The following is a 24,090-nucleotide window of genomic DNA, read 5'->3' as shown; positions in this document are numbered from 1 at the left end:
TCCAGAAAAGGCCGAATGCGGCCGAACGCGGCCAAAAGCGGCCAAACGTCTCCGACCGATGCTGCGTGGTGGCCGATGAGCCATGAAAAGAGGCCCGGCACTTTCGTACCGGGCCTAGTGCGTCCGCAGGAGGAACATCGTTTGGGAACCGGCCGCAGCCGGCCCCAATCTCGTCAATAATTGTAGGCGCGCTCGCCATGCTCGCCGAGGTCGAGGCCTTCGCGCTCCACCTCTTCGCTGACCCGCAGTCCGACGGTCGCCTTGGCAATCGAGAACGCGATGACCGATCCGACGCCTGCCCAGGCCACGGAGATCAGTACCGCGACCACCTGGGTCATGAGCTGCGGCCCCAGCGCGTAATCGGCGGCTCCCGGCCCACCCAGGCCCGGCAGCATGGTGAACGCGGTGCCGATTGATCCCACGATGCCGCCGATGCCGTGAATGCCAAAGGCATCAAGCGAATCGTCCAGGTTCAGCTTCGGCTTCACCGCGACCACGAAATAGGCGCAGACGATCGCTGCGATCCCGCCCAGCAGGATGGCGCCGAACGGCCCCGAATTGCCGGCGGCGGGGGTCACGGCGACCAGCCCGGCGATGGCGCCGGAACATGCGCCCAGCATCGATCCCTTGTGGCCCAGCATCCGCTCGGTCAGCATCCAGAACAGCACGCCCGCCGCGGTTGCGACAAAGGTGTTGATCATCGCCAGCGCCGCGGAGCCGTTCGCCTCAAGCGCGGAGCCCGCGTTGAACCCGAACCAGCCGACCCACAGCAGGCCGGTGCCGGTCAACGTCATGACCAGCGAGTGCGGGGCCATGATGTCCTTCTTGTAGCCCAGGCGCGGGCCAAGGATGATCGCGCCTACCAGGGCCGAGATACCGGCATTGATGTGCACCACGGTGCCGCCGGCGAAGTCGAGTGCAGCCGGCTCCCAGTTGAACAGCAGGCCATTACCCGCCCACACCATGTGCGCGATCGGAAAATAGACGATCGTGAGCCAGATGAGGGCAAAGACCATCAGGCCGGCGAACTTCATCCGCTCCACAAGGCCGCCCACCACAAGGCTCACGGTGATCGCGGCAAAGGTCATCTGGAAGGCGATGAAGACATATTCCGGGATGACGACGCCGTCGGTGAAGGTCGCGGCGGTCGAGTCAGGCGTGACACCGGCCAGGAACAGCTTGTTGAAGCCCGCGATGAAGGCGTTGCCACCGTCGCCGAATGCCATGGTGTAGCCATAGGTGACCCAAATGATCATCGCGAAACTGGCCACGGCGAGGATCTGCGTCAGGACCGACAGCATGTTCTTGGTACGAACGAGGCCGCCGTAGAACAGCGCCAGCCCCGGCACGATCATGGTCATGACCAGCACCGTTGCCGTCATCATCCAGGCGGTGTCGCCCTTGTTCGGCACTGGTGCGGCGGCTTGCGCCCAGGCCGGCGCTGCGGCCGCGATCGCGACGGCGCCTAGGCCGACCGTCAGGCCAGTTTTGACTATCTGCTTCATCACCACCCCCCTCAGAGTGCCGTGTCGTCGGTTTCACCGGTGCGGATGCGCACGGCTTGCCCAACATCGAGGACGAAGATCTTGCCGTCGCCGATCGCGCCGGTGTTGGCGGCGGCCTGCACCGCTTCGATCACGCTGTCTGCGAGGTCGGCGGGGCAAACCACTTCGATTTTGATCTTGGGCACCATGTTGGTGCTGTATTCAGCCCCGCGGTAGATTTCGGTTTGACCCTTTTGTCGGCCGAAACCCTTCACCTCGGTGACTGTCATCCCCGCCACCCCGATCCCGGTGAGTGCTTCTCTCACTTCGTCGAGCTTGAACGGCTTGATGATGGCTATGACCAGTTTCATCGCGCCCCCTTCCGTTACCCGGAAAGGACTTCGCAACAGATGTGCCAAATCGTTTCCGGCTAGCGCGTGGCGGTCACAAGACCTGGTCGAGCGTTAGTTTTTGTGCAGATGCGAGAAGTTGCTCAAGAATTAGGCACCGTCGACGATGTTCCTGGCTCGATCGAGATCATCTTCATCGACCATTACGCGCACCGGGATCAGCAACCAGCTGCCGTCGGCGATCGACGCGCCAGTATCGAATGGCACTGCCGTTATTCCTTCGCTCTCCAGTCGCGCGACCAGGATATTCGCCAAGTTCCGGTCGTAGCGACCAAGTTCAACGAGCATCAGCTTGGCAGCCCATCGGGCGTGCGCACGTGCAGGCCGTCGATGCTGCTGGTGCGCGCGCTCTGCCAATAAGATAGGCGCTCTTCGTTGCTGTATTTCGCGTTATACTTGTTCAGCGTCTCGCGCGGGTGATCCAGCGTCATCTGTGGCACGCCCCAGCCGCACGATGTCTGCACCTGATCGATCGCCACCACGAATATCTGGCGGGTGCCCGGCAGGGGCGGAAACTGGGCGTACAGCGCTGCCCACTCCGCGTCCTGCGGCAGCACTGCGCGGCCGCGACCATAAATGCGGAAGATCAGCGCCGGTTGATCGAACGCACAGAACATGATCGTGATGCGGCCATCGGCGAGAAGATGCGCGTTCGTCTCATTGCCCGATCCGGCGACATCCAGATAGGCGACCGTGTTCGCGTCCAGCACGCGGAACGTGTCCATGCCCTTGGGACTGAGATTGATCCGCGCATCGGCTGCGGTCGTCGCGACGAAGAAGATCGGCTGCCTGGCGATGAAGGCGCTGTGCGCCTCGGTCAGCGCCGGAAAGAAATCGGCCATTCAGGAGCGCTCCCTCGGTCAGGCGAAAATGGTAGCTCGCGGCAACCTGCCTACCATCTCCGACGCGCTGTATCCATCGGACGGCGGGGGCCCGCCTACCGTCCGATCGTATGCCGGGTCAGCGCCGTGCGATCTCAGTCAAAAAGCGACGAGACGCTGGTTTCGTCCGCGATGCGGCGGATCGCCTCCGCCAGCAGCGGTGCGATCGTGAGGTGGCGGATGCGCTTGGCTGGGCCAATCGCCTCCTGATTCCCGATCGAATCGGTGATCACCAGCTCCCGCAGCGCCGATCCCTCGACGCGTGCGACCGCGCCGCCTGAAAGAACGCCATGGGTGACATAGGCGACGACATCTTCTGCCCCCGCCTCGCGCAGCGCCGCTGCGGCGTTGCACAGCGTGCCAGCCGAATCGACAATGTCATCGATCAGGATGCAGAAGCGGCCTTCCACGTCGCCGATGATGTTCATCACTTCAGATTCGCCCGCGCGCTCGCGCCGCTTGTCGACGATCGCCAACGGCGCATTGTTCAGCCGCTTGGCCAGCGCGCGTGCGCGCACCACGCCGCCCACGTCCGGTGAGACGACCATCAGGTTCTTCGAGCCGAAACGCGCCAATATGTCGGCGGACATCACCGGCGCGCCGAACAGATTGTCCGTCGGAATGTCGAAGAAGCCCTGGATCTGGCCTGCGTGCAGGTCCACGGAAAGAACGCGGTCCGCGCCTGCGGTCGTTATCAGATTGGCGACCAGCTTGGCTGAAATCGGCGTGCGCGGCCCCGGCTTCCGGTCCTGTCGGGCGTAACCGAAATACGGCACCACCGCGGTGATCCGCTTTGCCGACGCACGCTTCAGCGCGTCGATGCAGATCAGTAGCTCCATCAAATTGTCGTTGACCGGATAGCTGGTCGACTGGATCAGGAAGACGTCTTCGCCGCGGACGTTCTCCATGATCTCGACGAAGATCTCCTCGTCGGCGAATCGCCGCACCAGTGCCTCGGTCAACGGGAGCTCCAGATAGGAAGCGATGTCCCGTGCCAGCGGCAGGTTGGAGTTGCCGGTCATCAGTTTCATGTCAGCACGCCCTTTCGTGACGCCCCCTTAGCGGGCCGGGCATATGTTTCAATCGTGGGACGTACCGCGAGCATGTTTGCTGTCGCGCCGCGGAGGGCGTACCGGCGCGACATGACCATCGTAACCCGCTTTGCTCCGTCACCCACCGGCCGGTTGCACGTCGGCAACATCCGCACGGCGCTGCATAATTGGATGTTCGCCCGCGCTCAGGGCGGGCGTTTCCTGCTGCGCATCGACGACACGGATCAGGAGCGCAGCGAAGAACGCTATGTCACGGCAACGCGTGAGGATCTGGCTTGGCTGGGCCTCCTCCCAGATGCCGAGGTGCGGCAATCTGAGCGGTTCGATTTGTACCAGGCCCGCTTCGATGCGTTGGTCGCGGCCGGCCGTATCTACCCCGCATATGAAACCAGCCAGGAACTGGACCTGAAGCGCAAGATCCAGCTCGGTCGCGGTCTTCCCCCCATCTATGATCGCGCGGCGCTCGCGCTGAGCGATGCGGACCGGGCGCGGCTCGAGGCAGACGGCGTGCGGCCTCATTGGCGCTTCCGGCTCGACCATGGCAGCCCGGTCGAATGGGATGACCTTATCCGCGGGCCGCAGCGGTTTGATCCGGCGACCATGAGCGACCCGGTGGTGCGCCGGGCTGACGGATCGTGGCTTTATATGCTGCCCTCCGCCATCGATGACGTCGACATGGGAATTAGCCATGTGGTGCGCGGCGAAGATCACGTCGCCAACACGGCGTTGCAGATCCAGATGTTCGCGGCACTGGGCAGCACGCCGCCGACCTTCGCCCATGCCGCGTTGCTGACTGGCGCCGAAGGGAAGTTGTCGAAGCGTTTGGGTAGTCTGGGCGTTGATCAATTGCGCGACGCCGGCGTGGAGCCGCAGGCCATTCGTGCCCTGCTTGCCCGGCTCGGCACCAGCGACCCGATCGAGCCGGCGGCGGACATGGCGCCGCTGCTCGCCAGTTTCGACTTTGCGCGATTCGGCCGTGCGCCGGCGCGGTTCGATGAAGGGGAATTGATGCAGCTGAATGCGCGGATCGTGCATCAACTGCCGTTTGACGCCGTCCGCGATCGGCTGCCCGCGGGCATGACGGCTTCCGCCTGGGACGCGGTTCGCCCCAATCTTTCGACGGTCACCGAGGCGGCGGATTGGTGGGGCGTGATCGAGGGGCCAGTCACTGCGCCGCAGGTTTCTCCCGATGACGCCGACTATCTGGTGATTGCTGCGGAAGAAGTCTCGTCGATCGATTGGAACGCAGACCCCTGGCATGCGCTGACCTCCGCGCTGAAGAACCGGACGGGACGTAAGGGCAAGGCACTGTTTCTGCCGCTTCGCCGCGCACTCACCGGCCGCGATCATGGCCCCGACATGGCGGCCTTGCTGCCGCTGATCGGTCGTGACCGCGCGATCGAGCGGCTGCGCCGGCCTACTGCCGCCTGATTCGAGGGACTGGCCCTTGGCGGCCCATGTCCCTATGTTGAAACGATGCAGTTCTTTGCCCGGCTAATCCCATTTCGTGCGGTGCGCGATCTTCGCCTGTTCCTGCACCAACGACAGAAGCATGAGCTGTTTTTCCTGTTTGCCTCGATCCTCATGACGGGTTTGCTCATCATCGGGTTCGCCAAGGATTCGAAGGTCGAGAAGGTCTACAAGCCGGACATCGTCTATGTTCAGCAATGGCGGCTCGACCGCAGCGATGCCGAAATCCGCGCCCAGCAGGCGATTGATGCGCCGATCAAGCAGAAGCAGATTGAAGAGCGCGAGAAAGCGCTGGCTGAGCGGCAGGCGTCGTTCAAGCGCCTCGAGGACAAGATGAAGAAGTGGGGCCTGTAAGCGCCGCTGCCTCTCCCGACGACCATCGCTGGATGGGCGCCGCGCTTGCCCTGGCGGCGCGCGGTCGCGGGCGGACGAGCCCCAATCCCTCGGTCGGTTGCGTCATTGTGCGGGGCGGCGCCGTCGTGGGACGCGGCTGGACCCAGCCGGGCGGGCGGCCGCATGCCGAGGCGATCGCGCTTGCCGAGGCCGGTCCTGCCGCACAGGGCGCGACGGCCTATGTGACCCTCGAACCCTGCGCGCACGTCTCGCCGCGAGGGCCGGCCTGTGCCGATCTTCTGGCCTCGCATGGTGTAGCACGCGTCGTTACGGCCCAGACCGATCCAGACCCCCGTACCAACGGCAAGGGTCTGGCGCGGCTCGCCGCTGCTGGCGTGCAAGCGATATCGGGTATCCGCTCTGTCGAAGCGCGCACCACCATGGCCGGATTTCTCACGCGACTCGCTTTGGGGCGGCCGCACGTGACGCTGAAGCTGGCGACATCGCTCGACGGCTGCATCGCCAAGGCGGATGGTGAAAGCCGCTGGATCACGGGTCCGGACGCCCGGGCACACGCGCATCTCGAACGAAGTCGGCATGAGACTATCTTGGTGGGGCGGGGCACGTGGGAGGTTGACCGGCCGGCATTGGACGTCCGGCTGCCCGGCTTGGAAGATCGCGCGCCGCAGCGTGTCATTCTCTCGAGCCATGATGATGGGGGAGGCGATGCCGTCTGGCTCTCGTCGCCTGGCGCGATCGCACAATTGCGCGGCGATCATGTGCTGGTGGAGGGCGGCGCGCAGGTCGCCTCCGCGTTTCTGGCCGAGGATCTTGTCGATCGGCTGCTGCTGTATCGCGCGCCAATCCTGATCGGGGATGGCAAGCATGCGCTGGGCGCGATCGGCCTTGGCGCCCTGGCTGATGCGCATGGTCGTTGGGCAATGATTGATTCACGCCAGCTTGGCAGCGATCGGCTCGAGGTCTACGAGCGGGTTCGATGTTCACCGGGATCATAACCGACGTCGGAGTGATTACGCGCGTTGAGACGCGCGGGGACACGCGCGTCGTTGTCGCCACCAGCTACGAAACGCTCGAAATCGATCTGGGTGCCTCCGTTGCCTGTTCGGGGGTCTGCCTCACCGTTGTCGACAAGGGCCCCGACTGGCTGGCCTTTGATGTTTCGGGCGAGACGCTGACGCGGACGGCGCAGGGGCAATGGTCCGAAGGGCGCCGGCTGAATCTGGAACGGGCGATGAAGCTAGGCGACGAGCTTGGCGGTCATATCGTCACTGGCCATGTGGACGGGATCGCCGAAGTTACGAGCGTCCAGGTGGACGGCGATTCGAAGCGGGTCGCGTTCCGCGTGTCGAGCGATCTTGCGCCGTTCCTTGCCTCCAAGGGGTCGGTGACGGTCGATGGCGTGTCGTTGACCGTCAACGACGTGGACGACGATCCCGATGGCGCGACGACGTTCGCGGTCAACATCATTCCGCATACCCAGGCGGTGACGACGCTTTCTGATCTGGCGCCGGGCAGCGCCGTCAACATCGAGATCGATGTGCTCGCCCGCTACCTCCAACGGATGGAACATTATCGTGCAAAAGCCCGCTGAACTCGCGCGCCTGCGCCACGCCTTTCTCTCGAGCCCGGAAGAGATCATCGACGAGGCCAAGAATGGCCGGATGTTCATCCTGGTCGATGACGAAGATCGCGAAAACGAAGGTGATCTGGTCATCCCCGCGCAGATGGCGACGCCCGAAAAGATCAATTTCATGGCGCGCCACGGCCGCGGTCTGATCTGCCTTGCGATGACCAAGTCGCGCGTCGATGCGCTGGGCCTCGACCTGATGAGCCGGCACAATGGCACGCGCCACGAAACCGCCTTCACCGTGTCGATCGAGGCGCGCGATGGCGTGACGACCGGCATCTCTGCCGCCGATCGTGCCCGCACCATCGCGGTGGCGATCGATTCGTCGAAGAGCCGCGAGGAAATCGTCACCCCGGGTCACGTATTCCCGCTTGTGGCGCGTGATGGCGGCGTGCTGGTGCGTGCGGGTCATACCGAAGCGGCGGTCGACGTGTCGCGGCTGGCCGGCCTCAACCCGTCCGGCGTGATCTGTGAGATCATGAACGAGGATGGCACCATGGCGCGGATGGACGATCTCGTCTCCTTCGCGCAGCTGCACAACCTGAAGATCGGCACGATCCGCGACCTGATCGCCTATCGTCGCCGCTATGACCATCTGGTCGAGAAGAAGGCCGAAATGACCTTCGACTCGCGCTGGGGCGGCCAGTGGAAGGCCGTTACCTTCCACAACAAGGCCACCGGCGATGAGACGATCGCCCTGGTGAAGGGCAAGATCGACCCCGAGAAGCCGACGCTGGTGCGCATGCACACCGCGAGCTTCTTTGTTGATATGTTTGGTGAAAACTCCGAGCGGTCGGGACTTCTGTCGCATTCGATGGAGCTGATCGCCGAAGAGGGCGCAGGCGTGATCGTGGTGATCAACCGCGCGATGAAGGGCGTGGTCACCCGGTTCATGGAACTGCGCGCGGCGGGCAAGGGCGCCGGCGAGCCGGAAGTCGAGGAATTGCGCGACTATGGCGTGGGTGCGCAGATTCTGGCCGAGCTCGGCGTTGAGGAAATGGTCCTGCTGACCAACACCCATCACACGCTCGTCGGGCTGGAGGGCTATGGCCTCTCCATTGTGGGCGAACGACCAATTCCGGGCACCGGTGGCGAATAACGGCCCTTTTGCGGTGACATTCGGCCAGCAGCTTCGATAGCGGCCGGCAGTGACAGACGGGAGGGGGGCTCCGCCTGATCGCGTGAACAGGAACGCCCCTCGCGTCGCCCAGCGGCGGCACTCCCCGAAGCGGGGGGCAGAAAGGCGAGATCATGGCGCACATCCTCATCGTTGAAGCCCGTTTCTACGATCATCTGAACGACATGCTGATTGCGGGCGCGCGCGCGGCGATCGAGGCGGCGGGGCACAGCGCGGAGGTGGTGACCGTGCCGGGAGCATTGGAAGTGCCCGGCGCGATCTCGATGGCGGCGGAGAGCGAGCGCTATGATGCGTTCGTGGCGCTGGGGGTCGTGATCCGCGGTGAGACCTATCACTTCGAGATCGTGTCCAACGAAAGCGCACGCGGCATCATGGCGCTGACGATGGACGGCATCCCGATCGGCAACGGCATCCTGACCACCGAGAATGAAGAGCAGGCGATCCGCCGCGCCGATCCGGCGCAGCTCGACAAGGGTGGTGGCGCGGCGCAGGCGGCGATCGCGATGCTGGAGCTGCGGCAGCGGCTCGGCTGAACGCAGGGCTCAGCGGCTGGGCAGATCGGCCTGAGCGACCGGCGGGGGTGCAGCGCCGCCGCCGGAAAAGGTTCGTTACGGACCTGAAGCAGCAATCGCGCGTATGGGATCATCCGATCCATTAGCGAGCCTTTGCTGCCCCTATGATAATCTCCTCGACCCCGCGCTTCGGCAACATCGTTGGCGAGGTGTGGCGTCCGCTCGCGGCGCTGTTCGTGTGGGACTGCATCGTCACCGCGGTCTATTTCTATTATCCGTTCACCGCGCCGTCGCTGCCGCTGACGATCTTCGGTTCGGCGCTGGCACTGTTCCTCGGCTTTCGCACCAATTCGGCTTATCAGCGCTGGTGGGAAGGCCGCAGCCTGTGGGGGCTGATGATCAATGCATCCCGCAGCCTGTCGCGCAGCGCGCGCAACCTGCTGCCCGACGAGGCGCTGGACCTGAAGCGCACGATCGTGCTGCGCCATGTCGCCTATGTGAATGCGCTGCGCTGCCAGTTGCGTCGGCAATCGACCGATGCCGAGGTGCTGCGGTTCCTCTCGCGCGGCGAGGCGGAGCCGGCGCTGCAGCGGGTGAACGTTGCCAACGGGATTCTCGATGGGTCGTCGCGGCGGCTGGACGATGCCCGGCGCAAGGGGTGGATCGACACCATCCAGCAGACCCATTTCGAGAGCCTGTTTGTCGACATCGCCAATGCACAGGGGGGCATGGAGCGGATCAAGAACACGCCGCTGCCCAACCAATATCGCTTCTTCCCGACCTTTTTCACCCGGCTGTTCTGCGTGCTGCTGCCAATCGGGTTGGTCGAAACGCTGGGTATCGCAACGCCAGTCGGATCGACCGTCGCCGGGCTGATGTTCCTCGCCGCGCTGCAGATCGGTGACGATCTGGTCGATCCGTTCGCCAACACGATCCATGACGTGCCGCTGACCGCGATGTGCCGCACGATCGAGATCGACCTGCTGCAATCGATCGGCGACGAAGCGCCGCCGCCGCTGCAGCCGGTCGACGACGTGTTGTGGTGACCGGACGCCCGACGTTTCACCTGCTGATATCCGCAAGCTGACACGCTCGTTCATGGGCAACGCTTTCGGTATGGCGCCGCATCACGATGTTACTTATACTCGTGTAAGTAAGATCGGGAGAGAGATCGCCATCATGGCTTATGCCCATACACTCGCGGGCAATCCGCATTGGTTGCCGGCCAATCCGCCGTCGGTATTGAACGACATTCCGGGCAGCCGGGGCCTGCCGTTTGTGGGCAATACGTTCGCGGTGCTGAAGGACCCGCTGGGCTTCACCGGCAAGATGGTGGCCAAATATGGCCCGGTCTATCGCAACCGCACGTTCGGCGGCGACAGCGTGGTGCTGCTGGGGCCAGAGGCGAACGAGCTGGTGCTGTTCGACAAGGAGAAGAACTTTTCCTCCGAACAGGGTTGGGGCCCGATCCTGAACCTGGTGTTTCCGCGCGGCCTGATGCTGATGGATTTCGAGAAGCATCGCGCCGACCGAAAGGCGCTGTCGGTGGCGTTCAAGCCCGAGCCGATGCGCCATTATGCCGCCGAGCTGAACGCCGGCATCGCCGCGCAAGTAGGGAACTGGGGCGATCGGCCGCAGCCATTCTATCGCGCGATCAAGGCGCTGAGCCTCGACCTTGCCGCCACCAGCTTCTTGGGCGTGCCGCTTGGCCCCGAGGCGTCGAAGATCAATCAAGCGTTCGTCGACGAGGTACAGGCATCGGTATCGCCGGTGCGCACGCCGCTGCCGGGCACGTCGATGCGCAAGGGCGTGAAGGCCCGCGAATATCTAGTCGATTATTTCACGCGTGAGATCCCGCGCCGCCGCGAAGGAGAGGGGCAGGACTTCTTTTCGCAGTTCTGCCGCGCGACGGACGAGAGCGGTGCGCTGCTGGCGGATGATGCGATCGTTGATCACATGAACTTCCTGATGATGGCCGCGCACGACACGATCACCTCGTCCGCAACCAGCCTCGTCATGCTGCTGGGCCGCCATGTCGAATGGCAGGACCGGCTGCGCACGGAAATCCAGTCGCTGGGCAGCAATGACGGCGGCGTGCCGTACGAGCAGCTCGACCGACTGGTTGAAACCGAATGGGCGTTCAAGGAAGCGCTTCGCCTGATGCCGCCGGTGCCGTCGATCCCGCGGCGCGCGCTGCGCGACTTCTCGTTCGGCGGCTATCACATCCCGGCGGGTACCCATGTCGGGGTGAACACCGCCTACACCCACATGATGCCCGAGCATTGGCCCGACCCGGCGCGGTTCGACCCCGAGCGTTTCTCGCCCGAGCGATCGAAGGGCCGGCATCGCTTCGCCTGGGTGCCGTTCGGTGGCGGCGCGCACATGTGCATCGGGCTGCATTTCGCGACGATGCAGATCCGCATTCTGATGGCACATCTGCTGAGCCGCTATCGCATCGAACTGGAGCCGGGTGCGGGCACGGACTGGCAGATCTTCCCGATCCCGCAGCCCAAGGACGGACTGCCGGTGCGCTTCGTACCGCTTTCAGCGGCGTGATCGGCTGAACCTGCGGGGGGGGGCAGCGATGCCTCTCTTCCGCGCGGGCGTGGGCGTGAACGTGGGCCGGGGCTGCCGGGGCCAGGCGAGCTGGCGCGTTGTCGCGCGATTCCGGGCCGGCTGTTCACATCAGCAAGCTGACGGCCCTATTCACAAGGTGTTCAATCCCCTGTGGTTATGTAACGAGGCATGAGGATGTTCGCCGCCCTGGTCCTGTCGCTTCTGGCCGCGCCCGTCGTGGCGCAGCCGAGTGAGCAGCAGCGCGACGGCGTGGCCGCGTGGCGCGCACTGCGCGAGGGGCGGATCCTGCCGATCAAGGAAATCGAGCGCCGCGTCGTCCCGACGATGAAGGACGCGCAATATATCGGTTTCGATTTCGAGATGCCGAGCGCGGTATACACGCTGAAATTCCTGCGCGATGGAACGGTGATCTGGGTGGACGTGGATGGCCGCTCCGGTCAGATCATTGGTCGCACCGGGCGCTGAGCAGCCTTTGACGCGCGCCGCCGCGATGCTAACCACAATCTTTGGTGACAAGAGGTAGTCCATGCGCGTCCTGATCGTTGAGGATGAACCCAATCTGGGCCAGCAGCTCAAAAGCACGCTGGAGGGGGCGGGGTACGCCATCGATCTGGCGACGGACGGCGAGGAAGGGCATTTCCTCGGTTCCACCGAGAATTACGATGCCGTCGTGCTCGATTTGGGGTTGCCAGAGATCGACGGGCTGACCGTGCTCGACCGCTGGCGCAAGGAGGGCAAGGTGATGCCCGTGCTGGTGCTGACCGCGCGCGACAGCTGGTCGGACAAGGTCGCGGGCCTCGATGCCGGTGCCGACGATTATGTCGCCAAGCCGTTCCAGTCGGAAGAACTGATCGCGCGGCTACGCGCGCTGATCCGCCGCGCGTCGGGCAATGCCTCCTCAGAGCTGACGGCGGGCGACGTTCGGCTCGATACGCGCAGCGGCAAGGTGACTCGCGCGGGCGAGCCGGTGAAGCTGACGGCGCAGGAATATAAGCTGCTGTCCTACCTGCTTCATCACAAGGGCAAGGTGGTGAGCCGGACCGAGTTGATCGAGCATATCTACGATCAGGATTTCGACCGCGATTCGAACACGATCGAGGTGTTCGTGACGCGCATCCGCAAGAAGCTGGGCCAGGACGTGATCACCACGATCCGCGGGCTTGGCTACAGCTTGGAAGATCCGGCGGCGTAAAGGTCCGCCGCCCGCGGCTGTTCCCATAGACCGATGCGATCATATCCCGCCTCGTGCCAGCTGTTGGTTCCCGGCACACCCTGCGTGTCCAACCCCGCGATGAGCGGCGGGGCGGCATGAGCGGGCACGATGCCGGTGAAGACCCAGGACGCGAGCAGGAAGCCCGCGACCAGGCTGGCGATGAGCGCGCCGAGCGACGCGATCGCGAGGACCGGAAAGGTACGCGACATACTTCGTCTCCTTTCTCTGCGGGTGAACAACACGGCGACGGCATGGTTCCCCCGGGTGACGAACCGAACGCCGACGGACGGTTTGCCAGTACCGGATCGCTGACCCGGCGGATGATCGTTATCGCCGCGGTGTGGATCGCGGTGCTGCTGGCCGGGGGCGGCTTTGCGCTGGATCGCGTGCTGACCGCGGCGGTGACGCAGAATTTCGACGATCAGCTGGAATATGTGCTGCGGTCGCTGCTGGTATCGGCAGAGATCGGCCCCGAGGGCGAGGTGATGTTCAATCGCGAGCCCGCCGACCAGCGCTTCCTGGAGCCGTATTCGGGACTCTACTGGCAAGTGTCGGCGAAGGGGCGTGAGGCGTTTCCCTCGCGATCGCTGTGGGACCGCCAGCTGCAATATGGCCAGCCGCACGATGACCGCGCGGTGCACATCTACGACAGCGACCAGTTCGGGACGGAGAAGCTGCGGATCGTCGAGCGCGACGTGAAGCTGCCGGGGTCGAATGTTCGCTGGCGGTTCCAGGTGGCGCACAATCGCGACGGTCTCGACGCGCAGATCGGGGCGCTGCGCCGCACGCTGGTGCGCAGCTTCCTGTTGCTGGGGCTGGGGCTGACCGTGCTGGCGGCGTTGCAGACGTTCTATGGGCTGCTGCCGCTTCGCAAGCTGCGGCTGGAGATCGCGCGGATGCGAGGCGGGCGAACCAATCGCATCGCGGGGCCACTGCCCGTGGAGGTTGCGCCGCTGGTCGAGGAGCTGAACGCGCTGGTCGCGCACAATGAGACGCAGGCCGAAGAAGCGCGGCGGCATGCCGGCAATCTGGCGCATGCGCTGAAGACGCCGCTGACCGTGATCATGAACGCGGCGACGGCGCAGTCGGACGATCTGGCGGACACGGTGGTGCGAGAGGCGCGCACGATGCGGCGGCAGGTGGACCACCATCTCGCCCGTGCGCGCGCCGTCGGGCGCCGCGGATCGGCGCATAGCCGGGCGGAAGTGTGGCCAAGCGTCGAATCGGTCGAGCGCGCGGTGCGCCGGCTGTACCCGCACGTCCGCATCGACATGGATGGGCCCAAGGATCTGGTCGCGCACATCGAGCGGCAGGACCTGGACGAGATCATGGGCAATCTGGTCGAGAATGCCGCCAAATATGGCGGCGGCAGCGTGTTCGTGACGGTGGGGGCGCAGGCCGGCTTCGTCGAGATCCTGGTCGAGGATGACGGGAGGGGCATCCCGGAGGCCGATCGTATCCGCATCTTCGACCGTGGGGTGCGGCTGGACACGGGCAAGCCGGGCACCGGGCTGGGCCTGGCGATCGTGCGCGACGTCGCCGAAATCTACGAAGGGACCGTCAGCCTGGAGGAAAGCGAGGACCTGGGCGGTCTGCTGGTCCGGCTGCGCTTGCCGATGGCGACCTGAAGGACGCCCTCCGCCGAGGCGGAAGGCGCCGATCGTGCATCAATAAGCGAGTTTGAGGCCGGGGCGGTCCCAGCGCGTCTTCACCAGGCGGCCGGTGCCCGACAGGGTGAGATAGGCGTCGCGCATGTCATCGCCGCCGAAGCAGATGTTGGTGGTGAACACGTCGTCGGTGTTGACGAATTCGACCAACTCGCCCCCCGGAGAGACGACGCTGATGCCGCTTTCGCCGATCGTCGCTACGCAGACGTTGCCCGAAGCCTCGACCGCTAGCGAATCGAAGAACTTCCAACCCGCGGGACGATAGACGGGGATTCCCGCGCCGCCGACCCCCGCCGCGGTATCGACCTTGCCCGGCGCGGTGACGCTGAACTTCATCAGCCGGCAGGTGTAGGTTTCCGCCGCGTACAGCCATTTGCCGTCGGGCGAGAGGCCGCAGCCGTTGGGATTGTTGGAGGGGAAGACCACTTCTTCCAGATGGCTGCCGTCAGCCTTCGCATAGAAGATGCCGACTACATCGTGGATCCGCTTGGCGTGATCCATCTTGCCGTGATCGGTGAACCAGAAGCCGCCATGCTCGTCGAACACCAGATCGTTCGGCCCCCGCAGGACGCAGCCGAAATCGCCCGACTTGTAGAGCACCTCGACCGCACCGGTCGCTGGGTCGATCCGTTCGATCCGGCCGCCAGAATAGTTGGAGGCGATGCCGCCGGGCGCCAGCATCCCGTTACTTTCGTGCCACTCGAACCCGCCGTTGTTGCAGCAATAGAGCATGCCGTCCGGCCCCAGCGCGAGGCCGTTTGGGCCGCCGCCGGGCTTGGCAATCGTCTCCTTCGACCCGTCGGGCTTCACGCGAGTGATCCGCCCGGGTTCGATTTCCACCAGCGCGATGCTGCCATCGGGCATGAAGACGGGGCCCTCGGGGAAGCGCAGCCCATCCGTCACCAGCTCGAAATCCGCCATGATCCTCTCCCTTTTCTCGTTGCGCGGGAGAATTGTCTAAGGCGATCGGCTTAGCAAGCAGGTTCGCCCTGGACGGGCGTGAGCTGGCGGGGGGCTAGGCAGCGCCGTTATGGCGGCGTTCCAACCAATATAGTGGCGGACGATCGGGCGCCGGAGTAGGGAATCGCGCATGAGCGAACCCGAGACGACCCGCACCGGCGGACGCATCCTGGTGGATCAACTGGCGGCGCAAGGCTGCGACCGCATCTTCACGGTGCCGGGGGAAAGTTTCCTCGCCGTGCTCGATGCGCTGGTCGACGTGCCGCAGATCGATGTGGTGACGTGCCGGCAGGAAGGCGGCGTCACGTTCATGGCGTGCGCTGACGGGGCGCTGACCCATCGGCCGGGCGTTGCCTTCGTCACGCGCGGACCGGGCGCGACCAATGCGTCGATCGGCGTCCATGTCGCGATGCAGGATTCGCAGCCGATGATCCTGTTCATCGGCGATGTCGATCGCGGGATGCGCGACCGCGAGGCGTTTCAGGAGATCGATTTCGCCGCGATGTTTGGCCCGGTTGCCAAATGGGTGGCGCGGATCGACGATGCCCGGCGAATCCCGGAATATGTCGCGCGCGCCTATTCGGTCGCAATGAACGGCCGCCCGGGCCCGGTGGTCATCGTGCTGCCCGAGGACATGCTGCTCGACGAGGTGACGGCGATCGACCGCCCGCGCGTGGAGCGGGTCGGCCAGGCGCCCGATCCCGATGCGATGGAGCAACTGGCCGACCTGCTCGCAACGGCGGAGCGGCCGATGGCGATCATCGGTGGGGCCGGCTGGGATGCGGCGGCGGGCCAAGATATCGCCGCCTGGGCCGATCGCACGGGCGTGCCGCTGGTTGCGGCATTTCGGCGGCAGGATTCGGTACCGAACGACTGCCCCGCCTATGCCGGCAATCTGGGCTATGGCCCGAACCCGCTGCTCGTCGAGCGCGTCAAGGACGCCGACCTGCTGCTGGTGATCGGCGCGCGGCTGGGCGAGGCGACGACCGATGGCTACACGCTGATCACGCCCGAGCATCCCGACCAGCGGCTGGTGCATGTTCACCCCGATCCCGCGGAGCTTGGTAGCACCTATTGCACCGATCTGGCGATCTGCGCGACGATGGCGGAGTTTGCCGAGGCGCTGGCGCTAGTCGACGGACCGGCGCGCGCGCACGATCTGGAGGCGCACGACGATTACCGGGCTTGGTCCACCCCGCGCGAGCGTGAGGGCGTGACGCTGGACCTCGGCCAATGCGTGCTGGCGATGCGGCAACAGCTGCCGGCGGACACGATCATCTGCAACGGCGCCGGCAATTTCTCCGGCTGGTGGCATCGCTACTGGCCCTATGCGGGGCCGGGCACGCAGCTGGCGCCGACCGCCGGCGCGATGGGCTATGGCGTGCCCGCCGCGGTGGCCGCATCGCTGCGGCGGCCGGAGCGGATGGTGGTGGCGGTGGCGGGCGACGGCGACTTCCTGATGAATGGGCAGGAACTGGCTACCGCGGTCCAGCATGGGTGCGAGATGCTGGTCATCGTGGTCGACAATGGCGCCTATGGCACGATTCGGATGCATCAGGAGCGCGAGTTCCCCGGCCGTTTGTCGGCGACCCGGCTGCACAATCCCGATTTCACCAAATTGGCGCAGGCCTATGGCGCATGGGCCGAAACGGTGGAGCAGACCGCGGACTTCGGAGCCGCGCTGGGCCGGGCGGCGGCGCAGGGCGGCGTCCGGCTGCTGCATCTGAAGACCGACGTCGAGTTCATCACCGCGGGAACGACGCTCAGCGCGATACGCAGCGCCTCGTCGCGCTGACGCGCTTCGACCGAGGACGCGTGCGCCCGCGCCACGAGGCGCGGCGCACCGCGCCCTTCGCCAAGATCCTACTTCTTGGCCAGTTTGTCCTTGAGCGCGGCGAGCGCGCCGAACGGACCGGCTTCTTCCTCGGCGAGCACGCCAGCGTCGCGCAGTGCAGCCTCGGCATTCGGCCCGCGCGGGAAGGGATCGAGCGCGAGCACCAGCGTTTCCGCCGCGACTTCGCCCAGATCGATCGCGCCGCCCTCTAGCGGCAGGACGTCGATCCCGCTGTCGTCGAGCTCCACTTCCTCCTCAGCAACCCGATCCTCGATGAAGCGCAGATCGACCGGTTCATCGATTCGCGCCGGAAGCGGTTCGTCGGTGATCGAGCAGCGCTGGGTGGCGACGGCCTGAACATTGCCGGTCACGGCGACGGCGCCGGAAACCCGCTGCACCGTGAAGGTGCCGGACAGGCTGTCGATCCCGATGAGGTTGAACCGCCGCGCCAGTGCCGCGCGCTGCGCTTCGTCGGCTGACACAGTCTCGGTACGGACGCCTTCACCGATCGTGTCGACCCGGACGGGGTGGGAGAATTCGGGGGTCATGCCAGCCGGCCCTCGCGCAACGCGGTGAGTGGAACGGAAGCGAGCGAGGCGTGCAGCGCCTGCAATTGATCGCTGACGTAGCGCGCTGCCTGATCGCTGGGGGGTGTGCCGCGCCACAAGTTGCGGATCAGCCCGTCGCGCAGGTCGCGGGCGGCAATCCCGTCGCGATAGGTGCCGAGCCGCCCGCCCAGCATCCCCATCATGCGGCCGACGTGCTTGCCGACAACGATGTCGCCAAAGCCGATCTGTCGCACCTGCGCGTCCATGTCGTCGACGAAGCGTTCGGTCAGGTCTTTCGACAGGGTCGCGGCAGCGACATCGCCGGGCGGCTCCGCCTCAATCCGCAGCATCACCATGGCGAGCACGGCGGCCACCATATCAAACCGTCCGTCCAGCGTATCGGGTGCTGCGCCCTCGAGATACCAATGCGGTTCACGCGCCTTTGCCACGACCGCCGCATAGAGTGGAGCCGCCGCTTCGCGATCGCGCCGTCGAAACCGTTGAAGAAGAGCCAAGATCGTCGTGCCTGTCATGCTTGTGTCGTGTGTCGTGCGGGCATATTGAGGGGAATGGCCGACGGCGCAACGGCGCGTCGCATGCCCCAAGGCCTTTTGCGGAGTAGCCATGCGTTTTCCCCTCCTGATCGCTGCCGCCATCGCGGTAACCGCGTCAGCCTGCGCCCCCCTTCGCTCGCATCAGGGCTATGTCGTTGATGCAGACCTGCTGAATTCGGTGCAGCCCGGCGTGGACAACCGGCAGTCGGTGCTCGCAACGCTGGGCCAGCCGAGCTTTGCGAGCCAGTTCAACCAGGGTGACTGGTATTATATCTCCCGCGACAGCCGGAATTACGCGTTCAACACGCCCAAGCCGAAGGAGCAGGTGACCGTTCAGATCAGCTTCGATCAGAACGGCAACGTCAGCGCGATCCGCAAGTCCGGCGTGGAGCAGGTCGCATCGGTAAGCCCGGCGAAGCGGACCACCCCGACGCTGGGCCGTGACCGCGGCTTCTTTGCCGATCTGTTCGGCAACATCGGTACCGTCGGCGCGGCTGGCGCAGGCGCTGGTCCGGGCGGGCGCTAAACCCCACCCGATGCTTTCTGGCGGCTGACTGGTGCATTCTTCACCGGTTCAGCCGCGCAGGCCGATACCTTCGATCACGGCGAGGCATTCCGCGGAATGCCGGCCAGGAGAATGGAGGTGTCTGATCATGCGTAAGTTGATCGTTTCGCTGGTAATGGCAGCGACTATCGCGCCGGGTGTAGCCAGCGCGCAGTCCGCGGCAGAGTTGCGCCGGGACCGGCAGGATATTCGGGAGCAGCATCGCGACCTGCGCGATGCGCAGCGACGGGGTGACCGGCGCGATGTGCGCGATGCGCGCCAGGATCTGCGCGAATCACGCCGTGAATATCGCGAGGATCTGCGTGACCGCGACCGCCGATGGGCGCGCGACGACTGGCGTGCCTATCGCAACCAGAACCGCTCGCTTTACGCCCGCGGACAATGGCGCGCGCCGTTCCGTTACAACCAGTGGCGCCCGGGCGTGCGGATCGCGCCCAGCTATTACGCGCAGCGTTATTGGATCAACGATCCCTGGCGCTATCGCTTGCCGCCGGCCCGTGCCAACGCTCGGTGGGTGCGCCACTATAACGACGTGCTGCTCGTCGATTACCGTCGTGGCGTCGTGCTGGACGTGATCCCGAATTTCTACTGGTGAGTATCTGACGAAGCGGGCCGGGCGAATAATCGCCCGGCCCGTCCCGTACTTGTGACCCAGAGCGACCGCGCCGCAAGCTACGCCGCGCGCGCGGCCGGTGCCTGGCTTGGGATCCGGCACTAGTCCCGAAAGGGGGTTAGGGACTGTGCGGGGAACGCGCGCGCCCTGAATTGGTTCGGCGAAATGACGGGATTTTCGCCGCGACGACGAAATACTTGGACGAGCCGAGGCGGAACTCCTTTTTGTTGCGCCATCACAAATAATCGCACAGTCTTTACCCGCCGTATCGGGGGGGTCGGCATGCGATGGGGGCAATCGCAATTCAGTGGCTCGACGCAATCGTGCGCGAGCTCACATTGTTCGCTGCGGTCGGCTTTCTGGTCGGCGGTATCGACGACCTGTTGATCGACGTGGTGTGGCTGTTTCACCGGCTGCGACATGGCTCGACGCGGCGGTCACTGGCCAATCTGCCGCATCCCGAAGATGCCAGGCGGCTGGCGGTTTTCGTCCCCGCGTGGGACGAATCGGCCGTCATCGGGCCGATGCTGCGCACCGCCTTGGCGCGCTTCGACCATCCCTGCTTTCGCATATACGTCGGCTGCTATCCCAACGATCCCGCGACGATCGATATTGTCGCTGAGCTGGCCGCGCAGGATTCCCGCGTGCGGCTCGTCATCGGCGGGCGGGCGGGGCCGACGACCAAGGCGGACAATCTCAACGAGATGTGGCGCGCGCTGCGGCATGACGATGCGGTGAATGGCGAGAACACCGTCGCGGTGGTACTGCACGACGCGGAGGATGTGGTGCATCCGCTGGAGCTGATGGTGTTCGACGCCCTGATCGGGCGATACCATCTGATCCAGATCCCCGTGCTGCCGCTGGTCGATCGGCAGGCGCGGCTGGTGTCGGGCCATTATGCCGATGAGTTCGCCGAATCGCACGGCCGCCACATGGCGCTGCGCGCCGCACTTGGCGCTGGACTGCCGCTGTCGGGGGTTGGCTGCGCGATCTCGGTCGCGGTGCTCGTCGCGTTGGATGAGGCATATGGCGCGCCGTTCGACGAGGACAGCCTGACCGAGGATTATGAGCTTGGGCTGCGCGCCGCGGCGCTTGGTTACCGGCCCTGTTTTGCCCGCGTCGAGGATTGGGCCGGCCGGCTGGTCGCGGTGCGCGCGTTCTTCCCCGCCACGGTGGAAGCCGCGGTGCGCCAGAAAGGGCGCTGGATGACCGGCATCGCGCTGGCGGGCTGGGATCGGATCGGCTGGGCCCGCGTGCCGCACCTGGTGGATCACTGGATGCGGATGCGCGACCGGCGCGGGCCCCTGGCAGTGATCGTCCTGGCTGCGGCGTATCTCGCCATCGTTGGCTGGGGCGTGGCGGCTGGTGCGCACGCGATCGCAGGCGTGCCGCTGCGGGCGATCAGCGACCCCATGCAGCTGTTGCTGATGATCAACCTGCTGCTGCTGATCTGGCGGCTGGGGTGGAGAGTGGCCTCCACAACCCGGTCCTATGGCTGGCGCGAGGGGATATGGGCGGTCCCGCGGGCAGTGGTCGCGAACATCATTGCGATGCTCGCAGCGATCCGAGCCGCAGGCCAATATGTGCGGATGCTGACCGGGTCCCCGCCGCGGTGGGACAAGACGGCACATGTGTTTCCGGCGGAACTGGCGGCATGATGATGACCCAAACCGGGCGGCCGCTTCGCTTCCTCGTCGCGTTAATCGGCCTGTGGATCGGGCTGCGGGTCCTGCTGCTTTGGCCGGGCGGGGAAGCAATTGCGGCGGAGGCGACGATCGGCCCCGCAGTGGCTGAGGAGGCGATAGCGCCGCGCATCCTTGCCCGGATCGCGGCACCCTTTGCACGTTATCGGCCGCCCGTGTCGGTGGAAGCCGAATCGCAACCCACACGAGAGATGGCTGCGCCGACCCGGGCGGTAGCTGTCGCGCCGCGGGTTTCGTCCGTCATGCCCGCGGGGGCGGGGGCGGGGGCGGGGGCGTTGGAAATCCGCCTGTCACCAGTCGAGGCGCCGCAGCCGCGATACGCAGCGCCCGCGGTGCGCCTCGTGCCGGTAACGCCGCAACCACTCGCCATCGCCTATGACCTGCCGCGACAGTCGCTGCCGCCCGGCGGGGCGTTGACCCAACCGGCGGAGCTGATCGGTGACGCTGCCAAGTCACCGGAGCGGGCGGCAGTCGTGTCTGTGCCGTTGCAGGCGAGCGTCGCCGCCGGCGCTCCGCTGCCGGCGGCACGTGGCCGCTCGCGATTTGGCGGAAGCGCCTGGGCGATTCTGCGACCCGGCGACGCGGCGCCGTTCGTGCCGCAACTCGGCGGCAGCCAGGCGGGTGCGCGCCTAACCTATGCCATCGATCAGGCCCGCCGGCTGTCCGTTGCCGGGCGTTTCTCCAGCGCCCTGGAGAGCCGACAGAGCGAAGCCGCGATCGGGCTGGACTGGCAACCGACGTCGCTGCCGGTCCATCTCGTCGCCGAGCAGCGGATCGGCGTCGATCGGGCACGCGGCGGGCCGGCGTTGGGCCTGATCGGCGGCTTTGGGCCGGTTCCGCTGACATCCTGGCTCCTGCTGGATGGCTATGCGCAAGGGGGCGGGATCGCGCGCGATGGCATCGAGGGCTATGTCGATGGCGCAATGCGGGTCAGCTACTCGTTGGCCAAGCTGGGCCCTGCGCGCATCGATCTGGGCCTGGGTGCTTGGGGGGCGGCGCAGCGCGGGGCGTCGCGGATCGATGCGGGACCGTGGCTGTCGACGGCGCTGCCGGTCGCAGGCCGCTCGCTTCGTCTGTCGATTGAATGGCGACAGCGGCTCGCCGGGCGGGCGGAGCCGACATCCGGGCCGGCATTGACCATCGGCACCGATTTCTGACCGCTGGCGCTTCCCCGCCGGCGCCGATGGGCATATCGACTATCCCATGGATCTGTACCTCCCGATCGCGAACCTGTCGGTAAACGCGCTCGTGATCATCGCGCTGGGCGCGGGGGTGGGGTTGTTGTCCGGCATGTTCGGCGTGGGCGGCGGGTTCCTGACCACTCCGCTGCTGATCGTGTACGGCATCCCGCCCACGGTGGCGGCTGCCTCTGCAGCAAGCCAGGTGACGGGGGCCAGCGTGTCAGGCGTGTCAGCCTATTTCCGGCGGGGTGGGGTCGACATCCAGATGGGTGGGGTGATGGTCATCGGCGGCGTTCTGGGATCGCTGTTCGGTGCCTGGTTGTTCCGCCTGCTGCAGGCCAGCGGCCAGATCGATACCGCAATCGCCATCACCTACGTCCTGCTGCTTGTGTCGATCGGTGGGCTGATGCTGAAGGAATCGCTGGAGGCGATAGCCGTCAGCCGTGGCCGCCGTGCCGCCCCGGCGCGCCGGCGGCGGCATCATCCGCTGGTCGCGTCGCTGCCGTTTCGCATGCGCTTCTACCGGTCGGGCCTGTATATTTCGCCGCTCGCCCCACTGTTGCTGGGGTTCGGGACCGGGATCCTGACCATCCTGCTGGGCGTTGGCGGCGGCTTCGTCCTTGTGCCGGCGATGATCTATCTGCTGGGCATGGCAACTCAGGTGGTGGTCGGTACGTCGCTGTTCCAGATCCTGTTCGTGACCGCGGCGGCGACGATGGTCCATGCCATGACGACCAAGGCGGTGGACATCGTGCTGGCGGGCCTGCTGCTGATCGGTTCGGTGGTCGGCGCACAGGTCGGCGCGCACTTTGCCGCCCGCGCGCGGCCGGAATATCTGCGCCTGGCGCTCGCGTTGATGGTGCTGCTGGTAGCTGGGCGTATCGCGATCGGACTGGGGTGGCGGCCGGACGAGATCTATTCGGTCGAATTGATGTGAAGCGGGCCGCGTTGATCCTCGCCGCGCCGCTGTTGATGGCGCAGGCGAAACCGGTGCTGGTGCCCGACGTCTCGCAGCGCGAAATCCGCATCGCGTACAGCTTCACCGGCGCAGAGCTCCTGTTGTTCGGCGCGATCCTGTATCCCGGCGGCCGCCTGCCCGATGACGAGCATCAGACCGATCTGGTCGTCGTGGTGAAGGGCCCGGTGCAGTCGATCACGGTGCGCGAGAAGGAGAAGCTGGCCGGCGTCTGGGTGAATGCTGAGGCGCTCCGCTACCGATCCGCGCCCAGTTTCTACGCGGTCGCGTCCTCGCGGCCTGTCAGCCAGATCGTCGATGACCGGACGCGCGCGATCTACGAACTCGGGCTGGACAGCCTTCAGTTATCGCCAGCGTCGTCGGCACCGCCGCCGGTGCAGGACCGGTTCGCGCGCGGGCTCGTCGATCTGCGGCGCCGCGCGGGCCTTTATTATGAGGCGCCCGGCGCGGTGGAGATCACGGAAGGCGTCTTGTACCGTGCGCGCGTCAGCATTCCGGCGCGTGTGCCGGTCGGCCAGTTCACCGCGGAAACGTTCCTGATCCGCGATGGCAAGGTGCTGGCGGCGGCGGTGCGCGACATCACGGTCGAGAAAACCGGCTTCGAGCGGTTCGTCGCCCGCGCGGCGGATCGTCATGCGTTCGTCTATGGCCTGGCGGCAGTCGCATTGTCCGTTTTGCTGGGCTGGGGTGCAGGGCGGCTGGCACAGCGGGCGTAAACGACTGCCGGCGGAGCGCAATTCATCGCTCACGCTCTGTTTACCCTTATGCCCT

27 protein-coding genes are annotated in these 24,090 nt (G+C 65.7%); 18 read left to right on the top strand and 9 right to left on the bottom strand.

Features of this window, described 5'->3' with window-relative positions:
* Positions 1 to 173 precede the first annotated feature (173 nt).
* From K0S66_RS03140 to K0S66_RS03120, 5 genes are all read right to left on the bottom strand, one after another.
* Complete coding sequence (locus K0S66_RS03140) at positions 174 to 1,505, bottom strand: ammonium transporter (RefSeq protein WP_301073655.1); 1,332 nt, start codon at positions 1,503 to 1,505, stop codon at positions 174 to 176.
* Positions 1,506 to 1,516: 11 nt separating this feature from the next.
* Complete coding sequence (locus tag K0S66_RS03135; RefSeq protein WP_301073803.1) at positions 1,517 to 1,855, bottom strand: P-II family nitrogen regulator; 339 nt, start codon at positions 1,853 to 1,855, stop codon at positions 1,517 to 1,519.
* Between the two features lie 129 nt (positions 1,856 to 1,984).
* Complete coding sequence (locus tag K0S66_RS03130; RefSeq protein ID WP_301073802.1) at positions 1,985 to 2,185, bottom strand: DUF2007 domain-containing protein; 201 nt, start codon at positions 2,183 to 2,185, stop codon at positions 1,985 to 1,987.
* Positions 2,182 to 2,736, bottom strand: coding sequence for a pyridoxamine 5'-phosphate oxidase family protein (locus K0S66_RS03125; RefSeq protein WP_301073654.1), 555 nt, complete (start codon positions 2,734 to 2,736; stop codon positions 2,182 to 2,184). The genes K0S66_RS03130 and K0S66_RS03125 overlap by 4 nt, the downstream gene beginning before the upstream one ends.
* A gap of 134 nt (positions 2,737 to 2,870) precedes the next feature.
* On the bottom strand, positions 2,871 to 3,806 hold the full coding sequence (locus tag K0S66_RS03120; RefSeq protein WP_301073653.1) for a ribose-phosphate pyrophosphokinase: 936 nt from the start codon (positions 3,804 to 3,806) through the stop codon (positions 2,871 to 2,873).
* A 111-nt stretch (positions 3,807 to 3,917) separates the two neighbouring features.
* Here K0S66_RS03120 and gltX point away from each other — a divergent pair, with 111 nt between their 5' ends.
* From gltX to K0S66_RS03070, 10 genes are all read left to right on the top strand, one after another.
* A complete protein-coding gene (gene gltX, locus K0S66_RS03115; RefSeq protein ID WP_301073652.1) occupies positions 3,918 to 5,258 on the top strand; it encodes a glutamate--tRNA ligase in 1,341 nt (446 codons plus the stop codon).
* A gap of 45 nt (positions 5,259 to 5,303) precedes the next feature.
* Positions 5,304 to 5,651 carry a hypothetical protein gene (locus tag K0S66_RS03110; protein WP_301073650.1) on the top strand — a complete coding sequence of 116 codons (348 nt, stop codon included), beginning with the start codon at positions 5,304 to 5,306 and terminating at the stop codon, positions 5,649 to 5,651.
* Positions 5,639 to 6,646: a bifunctional diaminohydroxyphosphoribosylaminopyrimidine deaminase/5-amino-6-(5-phosphoribosylamino)uracil reductase RibD gene (gene ribD, locus K0S66_RS03105; protein ID WP_366520767.1), complete on the top strand. Its 1,008-nt coding sequence runs from the start codon at positions 5,639 to 5,641 to the stop codon at positions 6,644 to 6,646. The genes K0S66_RS03110 and ribD overlap by 13 nt, the downstream gene beginning before the upstream one ends.
* Positions 6,628 to 7,242, top strand: coding sequence for a riboflavin synthase (locus K0S66_RS03100; RefSeq protein WP_301073649.1), 615 nt, complete (start codon positions 6,628 to 6,630; stop codon positions 7,240 to 7,242). The genes ribD and K0S66_RS03100 overlap by 19 nt, the downstream gene beginning before the upstream one ends.
* Entirely contained in the window at positions 7,226 to 8,377 is a 1,152-nt protein-coding gene (gene ribB / locus K0S66_RS03095) for a 3,4-dihydroxy-2-butanone-4-phosphate synthase (protein ID WP_301073648.1), read from the top strand. The genes K0S66_RS03100 and ribB overlap by 17 nt, the downstream gene beginning before the upstream one ends.
* Before the next feature lie 152 nt (positions 8,378 to 8,529).
* Positions 8,530 to 8,949: a 6,7-dimethyl-8-ribityllumazine synthase gene (ribH, locus tag K0S66_RS03090; protein ID WP_301073647.1), complete on the top strand. Its 420-nt coding sequence runs from the start codon at positions 8,530 to 8,532 to the stop codon at positions 8,947 to 8,949.
* Between the two features lie 143 nt (positions 8,950 to 9,092).
* Complete coding sequence (locus tag K0S66_RS03085) at positions 9,093 to 9,974, top strand: bestrophin family ion channel (protein WP_301073646.1); 882 nt, start codon at positions 9,093 to 9,095, stop codon at positions 9,972 to 9,974.
* Between the two features lie 133 nt (positions 9,975 to 10,107).
* Complete coding sequence (locus K0S66_RS03080) at positions 10,108 to 11,484, top strand: cytochrome P450 (protein ID WP_301073645.1); 1,377 nt, start codon at positions 10,108 to 10,110, stop codon at positions 11,482 to 11,484.
* Positions 11,485 to 11,679: 195 nt separating this feature from the next.
* Positions 11,680 to 11,970 carry a hypothetical protein gene (locus K0S66_RS03075; RefSeq protein WP_301073644.1) on the top strand — a complete coding sequence of 97 codons (291 nt, stop codon included), beginning with the start codon at positions 11,680 to 11,682 and terminating at the stop codon, positions 11,968 to 11,970.
* Positions 11,971 to 12,031: 61 nt separating this feature from the next.
* Positions 12,032 to 12,697 carry a response regulator transcription factor gene (locus K0S66_RS03070; RefSeq protein WP_076743664.1) on the top strand — a complete coding sequence of 222 codons (666 nt, stop codon included), beginning with the start codon at positions 12,032 to 12,034 and terminating at the stop codon, positions 12,695 to 12,697.
* On the opposite strand, the gene K0S66_RS03065 is transcribed toward K0S66_RS03070, so the two are convergent.
* A complete protein-coding gene (locus tag K0S66_RS03065; protein ID WP_301073643.1) occupies positions 12,670 to 12,927 on the bottom strand; it encodes a hypothetical protein in 258 nt (85 codons plus the stop codon). The two genes, K0S66_RS03070 and K0S66_RS03065, sit on opposite strands and share 28 nt — an antisense overlap.
* 42 nt (positions 12,928 to 12,969) lie before the next feature.
* On the opposite strand from K0S66_RS03065, the gene K0S66_RS03060 reads away from it, so the two are divergent.
* Positions 12,970 to 14,346 carry a HAMP domain-containing sensor histidine kinase gene (locus tag K0S66_RS03060; RefSeq protein WP_301073642.1) on the top strand — a complete coding sequence of 459 codons (1,377 nt, stop codon included), beginning with the start codon at positions 12,970 to 12,972 and terminating at the stop codon, positions 14,344 to 14,346.
* 39 nt (positions 14,347 to 14,385) lie between these two features.
* Here the strand turns inward: K0S66_RS03060 and K0S66_RS03055 are convergent, their stop codons facing one another.
* A complete protein-coding gene (locus K0S66_RS03055) occupies positions 14,386 to 15,306 on the bottom strand; it encodes an SMP-30/gluconolactonase/LRE family protein (protein WP_301073641.1) in 921 nt (306 codons plus the stop codon).
* A 169-nt stretch (positions 15,307 to 15,475) separates the two neighbouring features.
* On the opposite strand from K0S66_RS03055, the gene K0S66_RS03050 reads away from it, so the two are divergent.
* Positions 15,476 to 17,140 carry a thiamine pyrophosphate-binding protein gene (locus tag K0S66_RS03050; RefSeq protein ID WP_301073640.1) on the top strand — a complete coding sequence of 555 codons (1,665 nt, stop codon included), beginning with the start codon at positions 15,476 to 15,478 and terminating at the stop codon, positions 17,138 to 17,140.
* 68 nt (positions 17,141 to 17,208) lie between these two features.
* On the opposite strand, the gene K0S66_RS03045 is transcribed toward K0S66_RS03050, so the two are convergent.
* Together K0S66_RS03045 and K0S66_RS03040 are read right to left on the bottom strand one after the other, a co-directional pair.
* The gene (locus K0S66_RS03045) at positions 17,209 to 17,727 is read right to left on the bottom strand and encodes a DUF177 domain-containing protein (RefSeq protein WP_301073639.1); all 519 of its coding nucleotides are present in this window, start codon (positions 17,725 to 17,727) and stop codon (positions 17,209 to 17,211) included.
* A complete protein-coding gene (locus tag K0S66_RS03040; RefSeq protein WP_301073638.1) occupies positions 17,724 to 18,242 on the bottom strand; it encodes a ubiquinol-cytochrome C chaperone family protein in 519 nt (172 codons plus the stop codon). Before K0S66_RS03040 ends, K0S66_RS03045 begins: the two co-directional genes overlap by 4 nt.
* Positions 18,243 to 18,351: 109 nt before the next feature.
* Between K0S66_RS03040 and bamE the strand changes: the two genes are divergently transcribed.
* From bamE to K0S66_RS03010, 6 genes are all read left to right on the top strand, one after another.
* Complete coding sequence (bamE, locus tag K0S66_RS03035; RefSeq protein ID WP_301073637.1) at positions 18,352 to 18,807, top strand: outer membrane protein assembly factor BamE; 456 nt, start codon at positions 18,352 to 18,354, stop codon at positions 18,805 to 18,807.
* A gap of 127 nt (positions 18,808 to 18,934) precedes the next feature.
* On the top strand, positions 18,935 to 19,441 hold the full coding sequence (locus K0S66_RS03030; protein WP_301073636.1) for an RcnB family protein: 507 nt from the start codon (positions 18,935 to 18,937) through the stop codon (positions 19,439 to 19,441).
* A 305-nt stretch (positions 19,442 to 19,746) separates the two neighbouring features.
* Entirely contained in the window at positions 19,747 to 21,117 is a 1,371-nt protein-coding gene (locus tag K0S66_RS03025) for a glycosyl transferase family protein (protein ID WP_301073635.1), read from the top strand.
* Positions 21,114 to 22,319 carry a hypothetical protein gene (locus K0S66_RS03020; protein WP_301073634.1) on the top strand — a complete coding sequence of 402 codons (1,206 nt, stop codon included), beginning with the start codon at positions 21,114 to 21,116 and terminating at the stop codon, positions 22,317 to 22,319. Before K0S66_RS03025 ends, K0S66_RS03020 begins: the two co-directional genes overlap by 4 nt.
* A 46-nt stretch (positions 22,320 to 22,365) precedes the next feature.
* Positions 22,366 to 23,280, top strand: a complete 915-nt coding sequence (locus K0S66_RS03015) for a sulfite exporter TauE/SafE family protein (RefSeq protein ID WP_301073633.1) — start codon at positions 22,366 to 22,368, stop codon at positions 23,278 to 23,280.
* The gene (locus tag K0S66_RS03010) at positions 23,277 to 24,035 is read left to right on the top strand and encodes a TIGR02186 family protein (protein ID WP_301073632.1); all 759 of its coding nucleotides are present in this window, start codon (positions 23,277 to 23,279) and stop codon (positions 24,033 to 24,035) included. Before K0S66_RS03015 ends, K0S66_RS03010 begins: the two co-directional genes overlap by 4 nt.
* Positions 24,036 to 24,090 lie beyond the last annotated feature (55 nt).

Source organism: Sphingomonas sp. (genome assembly GCF_029239295.1).
Classification (GTDB): Bacteria; Pseudomonadota; Alphaproteobacteria; order Sphingomonadales; family Sphingomonadaceae; genus Sphingomonas.
Note: the sequence above shows the minus strand (reverse complement) of the source record. Positions and strands in the feature narration are given on the sequence as shown.

Bases quoted from the DNA above. Each gene is read 5' to 3' on its own strand.
- K0S66_RS03135 (WP_301073803.1), bottom strand. From the start codon at position 1,855: ATGAAACTGGTCATAGCCATCATCAAGCCGTTCAAGCTCGACGAAGTG.
- K0S66_RS03080 (WP_301073645.1), top strand. From the start codon at position 10,108: ATGGCTTATGCCCATACACTCGCGGGCAATCCGCATTGGTTGCCGGCC.
- K0S66_RS03110 (WP_301073650.1), top strand. From the start codon at position 5,304: ATGCAGTTCTTTGCCCGGCTAATCCCATTTCGTGCGGTGCGCGATCTT.
- K0S66_RS03065 (WP_301073643.1), bottom strand. From the start codon at position 12,927: ATGTCGCGTACCTTTCCGGTCCTCGCGATCGCGTCGCTCGGCGCGCTC.
- K0S66_RS03015 (WP_301073633.1), top strand. From the start codon at position 22,366: ATGGATCTGTACCTCCCGATCGCGAACCTGTCGGTAAACGCGCTCGTG.
- K0S66_RS03085 (WP_301073646.1), top strand. From the start codon at position 9,093: ATGATAATCTCCTCGACCCCGCGCTTCGGCAACATCGTTGGCGAGGTG.
- K0S66_RS03060 (WP_301073642.1), top strand. From the start codon at position 12,970: ATGGTTCCCCCGGGTGACGAACCGAACGCCGACGGACGGTTTGCCAGT.
- K0S66_RS03025 (WP_301073635.1), top strand. From the start codon at position 19,747: ATGGGGGCAATCGCAATTCAGTGGCTCGACGCAATCGTGCGCGAGCTC.
- K0S66_RS03100 (WP_301073649.1), top strand. From the start codon at position 6,628: ATGTTCACCGGGATCATAACCGACGTCGGAGTGATTACGCGCGTTGAG.
- gltX (WP_301073652.1), top strand. From the start codon at position 3,918: ATGACCATCGTAACCCGCTTTGCTCCGTCACCCACCGGCCGGTTGCAC.
- K0S66_RS03070 (WP_076743664.1), top strand. From the start codon at position 12,032: ATGCGCGTCCTGATCGTTGAGGATGAACCCAATCTGGGCCAGCAGCTC.
- K0S66_RS03055 (WP_301073641.1), bottom strand. From the start codon at position 15,306: ATGGCGGATTTCGAGCTGGTGACGGATGGGCTGCGCTTCCCCGAGGGC.
- bamE (WP_301073637.1), top strand. From the start codon at position 18,352: ATGCGTTTTCCCCTCCTGATCGCTGCCGCCATCGCGGTAACCGCGTCA.
- K0S66_RS03120 (WP_301073653.1), bottom strand. From the start codon at position 3,806: ATGAAACTGATGACCGGCAACTCCAACCTGCCGCTGGCACGGGACATC.
- K0S66_RS03125 (WP_301073654.1), bottom strand. From the start codon at position 2,736: ATGGCCGATTTCTTTCCGGCGCTGACCGAGGCGCACAGCGCCTTCATC.
- ribH (WP_301073647.1), top strand. From the start codon at position 8,530: ATGGCGCACATCCTCATCGTTGAAGCCCGTTTCTACGATCATCTGAAC.
- K0S66_RS03050 (WP_301073640.1), top strand. From the start codon at position 15,476: ATGAGCGAACCCGAGACGACCCGCACCGGCGGACGCATCCTGGTGGAT.
- K0S66_RS03030 (WP_301073636.1), top strand. From the start codon at position 18,935: ATGCGTAAGTTGATCGTTTCGCTGGTAATGGCAGCGACTATCGCGCCG.
- K0S66_RS03045 (WP_301073639.1), bottom strand. From the start codon at position 17,727: ATGACCCCCGAATTCTCCCACCCCGTCCGGGTCGACACGATCGGTGAA.
- K0S66_RS03075 (WP_301073644.1), top strand. From the start codon at position 11,680: ATGTTCGCCGCCCTGGTCCTGTCGCTTCTGGCCGCGCCCGTCGTGGCG.
- K0S66_RS03020 (WP_301073634.1), top strand. From the start codon at position 21,114: ATGATGATGACCCAAACCGGGCGGCCGCTTCGCTTCCTCGTCGCGTTA.
- K0S66_RS03140 (WP_301073655.1), bottom strand. From the start codon at position 1,505: ATGAAGCAGATAGTCAAAACTGGCCTGACGGTCGGCCTAGGCGCCGTC.